This window comes from Sideroxydans sp. (genome assembly GCF_054604835.1).
In genome coordinates this window covers 1-4,717 of the sequence record NZ_JBTSFG010000019.1, presented here as the reverse complement: position 1 = coordinate 4,717, position 4,717 = coordinate 1, and the positions used below count along the sequence as shown (strand labels likewise).

General features: G+C 46.3%; 5 protein-coding genes and 1 pseudogene. 4 read left to right on the top strand and 2 right to left on the bottom strand.

Translation table 11 applies throughout. The features are described 5' to 3' along the window. Positions 1 to 627: 627 nt before the first annotated feature. Both ACYCZ5_RS13850 and ACYCZ5_RS13845 read right to left on the bottom strand, forming a co-directional pair. Positions 628 to 747 (bottom strand): annotated as a pseudogene (locus tag ACYCZ5_RS13850) (IS3 family transposase); the annotation flags it as partial. Positions 748 to 1,096: 349 nt separating this feature from the next. Further along, positions 1,097 to 1,414, bottom strand: coding sequence for a hypothetical protein (locus ACYCZ5_RS13845; RefSeq protein ID WP_461545391.1), 318 nt, complete (start codon positions 1,412 to 1,414; stop codon positions 1,097 to 1,099). A gap of 305 nt (positions 1,415 to 1,719) precedes the next feature. Here ACYCZ5_RS13845 and ACYCZ5_RS13840 point away from each other — a divergent pair, with 305 nt between their 5' ends. The 4 genes from ACYCZ5_RS13840 to ACYCZ5_RS13825 all read left to right on the top strand — a co-directional run bounded on the left by ACYCZ5_RS13840 (position 1,720) and on the right by ACYCZ5_RS13825 (position 4,540). Next, entirely contained in the window at positions 1,720 to 2,136 is a 417-nt protein-coding gene (locus ACYCZ5_RS13840; RefSeq protein WP_461545390.1) for a hypothetical protein, read from the top strand. 174 nt (positions 2,137 to 2,310) lie between these two features. Beyond that, the gene (locus tag ACYCZ5_RS13835; protein ID WP_461545389.1) at positions 2,311 to 2,757 is read left to right on the top strand and encodes a hypothetical protein; all 447 of its coding nucleotides are present in this window, start codon (positions 2,311 to 2,313) and stop codon (positions 2,755 to 2,757) included. A gap of 219 nt (positions 2,758 to 2,976) precedes the next feature. Continuing rightward, positions 2,977 to 3,363, top strand: coding sequence for a hypothetical protein (locus ACYCZ5_RS13830; protein ID WP_461545388.1), 387 nt, complete (start codon positions 2,977 to 2,979; stop codon positions 3,361 to 3,363). Between the two features lie 58 nt (positions 3,364 to 3,421). Next, entirely contained in the window at positions 3,422 to 4,540 is a 1,119-nt protein-coding gene (locus tag ACYCZ5_RS13825; protein ID WP_461545387.1) for an FAD-dependent oxidoreductase, read from the top strand. The last annotated feature ends 177 nt before the right edge of the window (positions 4,541 to 4,717 follow it).

Sequence of the window (4,717 nt, the reverse complement as noted above, 5' to 3'; positions counted from 1 at the left end):
GCGCCTTTTGAGTTTCAGTGTAATAGATGCGTGGTCGTTGTTTCATCTGCAACACTCCTTTCGCTTTCGCTAAGTTTAGTGTGTTGCGTCGACGGATTGAATCCGCAACCCAAAGCCGTCATTGGAAAACCGTGGTCTGTCCCCTATTATTCTTCTATTAGGCTAAATGGTGTCTAGTGTTTCAGGGACGATTCACTGCCATCATTTGCCATGATCAGAAAATGGCAGAAAGTGATAAAACGCCATTACTAAAATTATAGGCGTGGCTGCCGTCGCAGCTAAAATAGTGACAATTGACTCGACACCGAGAATTTTAACTAACAAACTTCCTAAAGCTAATATAAGGTAAAACATTGCGAAGCCAAATTTATCCGAGTCATATACCTTTGAAATTATGTGCCCACATGCTTCGCATCTTATGTTCCTTTCCCTTTTTTCCCTAACTCCATAGCTCAACACAGTCCAAGCTGATATAGGGGCATTGCAAACTGGACACCTTCTATACTTGAACAACACGTGCGCTCCTCCCGCGAGGTATATTTGCATTTCGAATAGAACTAGCGCTGGCCATTATTGCTCCCGCCACACCCCATAGAAGCCTTGGTACGTCCCGGGTTTCATAGACGCTTAACGTTGCCAGTTTGAGGCGGCAGCTTCTAACTCTACCGGACTCACGCCGCCAAGGTAAGTGTGGCGAAGCTTCCGGTTATAAAACACCTCGATGTAATCGAACACATCCTGCTTAGCCTCCCTCAGCTAGGCATACAGACTGTGCGTTGTGACGCCCAACCTCCGTGACACCTCTGCCGCCGGGTAGCCACGATTCACGGGGTCAGGTCTTGCCTTTTGCCCCCAATCCATCTTTTTGGTTAAAGGGGCCAGGCTCGAATTGTTCGAATTGTTTTCCGGTATCGCCACCGCGCCAGCCATCACTCCCAACGTACCTGCCAAAACTGCAATGCTTCCCATCATCCATCTCATGCTGCCCCCTTGATGAGTCATTGCGCACAGACTAGCAAACGTCCGCTTGTGGCCGGGATTTGCCCGTTTGCATTTGCAAACGCCAATGACCGCAACACAGCTAGAACCGGCCTCATCATAACAACTCTTCATACAGAACTAATTGAACAACTGGTGTCAGCGTCTTCGCCTTATGCGCATTCTCCGCGCCAGCGAGGATGAATATGCCAGAACCTTTCGGATAAACCACAACCCGACCTTTAAAGTCGATCTCAAGTGTTCCTTCCAAAACGTAACCTAGATGACCTTTTTCACACCATTCTGGTTCTACGAACTCATCGGTGAATTCTACAAGGCGAATTTGCTTACCACCTTGCTGATAGATTTTGGAGCGGGCTCCAAGCATAGTGCTCTGCCACTTGATTGAATCGAAGTTAATAGTGTCGGGTTGCATGAATTCCTTTGGCCAATACTTCTGGTACTAATAGCCCAGATTGGAGGATATTTACGTAAGACTACTTGTGGCCGACTTGTGACTGCTTGTCGCTGCTGGCATGCATGTCTGCTCTGCGCGCTTGGAAGCAGTCATCCCTATGACCGAATCCTGCAATATATAAGCTGACAGCACAACGAAAAAAAATATATAGGCCATACATAGATACTTTGGCATATTGACCCTGCTGTGATGGCGAGATAGGGTGCGGGCACCTATCCATCAACTATCATTTCGATGCGCCCCCTTTAATTCAGAGAGGTTTTATGCGCAGACTTATCACCTTCATTGCATTTTCAGTAATTTCGCTCGCAGTATTGGCCGAGGAGCCTTGCGCGCCTGACTTTGCTACTTTTTTATCTAAGTTCGAGCATGAACAAGAGTTTCAAAAACTGAACACGCATTTCCCGCTTTCGGCCTCTTATGTTGATGGCTCTGCAGATCCTGAGCCATCAACGGTTGAATACATCATCAACAGCGCGACAGATCCAAATTATTCACGGGCAAAGTACCCTAGCAAGCAAATGCAGGCAGCAACGCCATTCAAAATGAAAGTAACTTCCATGCAAGGCGGTCATTTGGTGCAATTCACCAAACCAGATACTGACTATTCATTTGTTTTTCGTTTTGAAAAGACAACCACATGTTGGCAGCTCGTAAAATTTGATGACTATTCTCTGTGAGACGCTTTCTCACTGGCTGTAATGTGGAAACCAGGGACGAACGAGGAATGAAAAATGAGAGTCCGCAGTTGGTGGGGGGGGACGGACATTGATGTTAGTGAAGCTAAACGGGTAAAGTGCGGCCATTAAGAGACGCTCGCTATCATTGAGCACATGAGCTACCTGAGGGGATTTATGAAATTGCACTTACTACTATTTTCCATTCTTTTGTACTCAGGAGCTGGGGAAGCAGCCAGCTTGGAAAAGTTGTTTGAAAATGTGGCAACTTGCCAGTTTGATAAGTTTTATTACGATGAGCCCACCAGAAATCGACCTCATTCATACTTCATTGAGAGGTCACTCAAACCTTATAAGGAAGAAAATGGGCTGTATTTTTTCCACGTAAAGGATTCGATGTTTGGGCTTCCTGTCGTGGAACTTGTTGTTCCAGGAACCCAGGACCTCCACGGAGTGATATTCGACGTGCCATTAGCCAAGGCCAGGAAAGCTATTACATCAAAGTTTGGCACAGCTTTTAGAGAGTCCCAGAAATCAAGAGATGGCAAAGCACCTGTGCTGGCTTCTGATCAGAATGACATTAACCGTTCCGTCTTCTATTGTGTCGAGGGCGAAGGTGGCTAATGAACAATTTTGGTTAAACCAGGGACTGATGTCTAAATGAAAATCGGATGTCTGAAATTACTTGGGAGCGCTCGAAGCTAAAATATTGGCAGGACTTAGATCGGCCAATAGCGGGCGTCATGAACCGCTTTCCCCTACTTTAAGATGGAGTAGCAAAAGGTAGTTTGTTGCGAATCGAAGTATCAATCTTGGTCCTTTCAACGCGCTTGGAGAGTACAAATGAGGAAATTTCACGTTCATGCCTTGTTCTCACTTACCATATTTATGTTCTCGTCTTCTGCGTTTGCGGAACAGCGAATCGACATAGTTCAAATCATGGGGCAATTCGTCCAAGCTAGTTATGCTGCAAGCAGGTGTGCAAAGCCAGACCAAGATACGCTTTCCCACTTCCTCAATAACTTTAAGATTGTGTCAATACGCGCGACAGAAGAACTTAAGAAGCGGAGTCCAGACCAAACAGAGCAGCAAATTATCAACGCTCTAAAACAGCGGACAAATTCAGTAGAGAGGGCAATTGATGAGGTCATTCGGACGAAAAGTTGTAGCGACCCTCGCATTCAAGACCTTCTCAAGCGCTTTGAGATTCAGGCAAACCTTAAGCTGTAATTTTCAATTCAACTGCCACTCAACTGTGTATTAGCTTCTGGGGAACCAGTGTTGGGGAGTGAACAATTTCAAAGAATATCGAAAGGTTTCAACTTTGCATCAAAACCCTAGGATTCTTGTTGTCGGTGGAGGCGCAAGCGGCTTAGCCCTTGCACTTGCATGTGCTCACAAAGGCATAAGCGTTCGCATTATCGATAAGCGACCAGCGCGAACATTGATTCAAAAAGCTACGGGTGTCGCACAAGGCGTATGGAATCAACTTGCGCCATATGGAATAACCGCTGCAGTTATAAATGATGCTCATCCTATGAGAAATTTTGTTTTCCATGATGATGATCATCTCGTAGCCAATGTATCCGTACCTTTGGTTAATGGCGAGCCGCCTGCCCATCTATATCCACAAGCTAACTTGGAAGCCGCTATGGAGAAGGCGCTACTTTCCTTTGGAGTGTCTGTTGAGTACGGAACTGCTTTCAAGTCTGTTGAGCAAACCAGCGAGCAAGCTCGCGTAACGCTAGTTCATCAGAATAGTGAATTGGAAGTGACTGAGGTCGACTGGCTCATCGGTGCAGATGGAATCCAAAGCGAAGTCCGTGCATCCATTGGCATGTTGTTTGTTGGAAGAGACTATCCAGAGCAATGGTCTGTGGCTGAGATTTCTACAAAGCAATGGCCCGAAAATATTCAGGCACAACTTTTCCTCAGGTCAGATGGCGTAGGGTTGTTCCTATCGCAGCCTTCTATCGGTGTGATACAGGGGATACTAAATAGTGCAAATGTAGCTCATGAGATGAAGGAGCGTTTTAACGATGCAACAATTCACTATGAGCGGCTATTTAAGGTGTCATTGAAACGTGTCCTAACCCCCAGAATGGGGAGAGTATGGATCATCGGCGATGCAGCTCATGTCCAGTCGCCAGTAGGTGGGCAAGGGTTGAATCTGGCGATATGGGACGGGATTACGCTGGGTAAGGCTCTTTCGAGCGGCGACCTTGGAGTTGAACGCAAGTTAATTCTCCGTGCGAAGCGGGTACTTTTCTTTACTGACTTCGATTATCTAATGCTCGCCACACGCTCAAGAATCGTTCGTAAATTACGAAATATGTATTGGTCTTTCTCTGCCAAGAATCCGTTCATTGCGCACTGGTTCTTTCGGCTTATTTCCGGTGTCTGGTAGATTTATTACTACAATTCTTAGAGAGTGTAGAGCGAATGACCGCAACGGGTTGCGGATTCAATCCGTCGACGCAACAAGTTGGTTAAATCGTTCAGCCGGTGTTTGATAGTTTAGCGTCTTCCTTGGTCGTTCATTTAGCCTCCTCGCCACGCCATTTAGCTGAGTTTGCGTGTATCC

What these genes read in the sequence shown, in the direction of transcription:
- ACYCZ5_RS13845 (WP_461545391.1), bottom strand. Translation starts at nt 1,414, where the DNA reads ATGCAACCCGACACTATTAACTTCGATTCAATCAAGTGGCAGAGCACT.
- ACYCZ5_RS13840 (WP_461545390.1), top strand. Translation starts at nt 1,720, where the DNA reads ATGCGCAGACTTATCACCTTCATTGCATTTTCAGTAATTTCGCTCGCA.
- ACYCZ5_RS13835 (WP_461545389.1), top strand. Translation starts at nt 2,311, where the DNA reads ATGAAATTGCACTTACTACTATTTTCCATTCTTTTGTACTCAGGAGCT.
- ACYCZ5_RS13830 (WP_461545388.1), top strand. Translation starts at nt 2,977, where the DNA reads ATGAGGAAATTTCACGTTCATGCCTTGTTCTCACTTACCATATTTATG.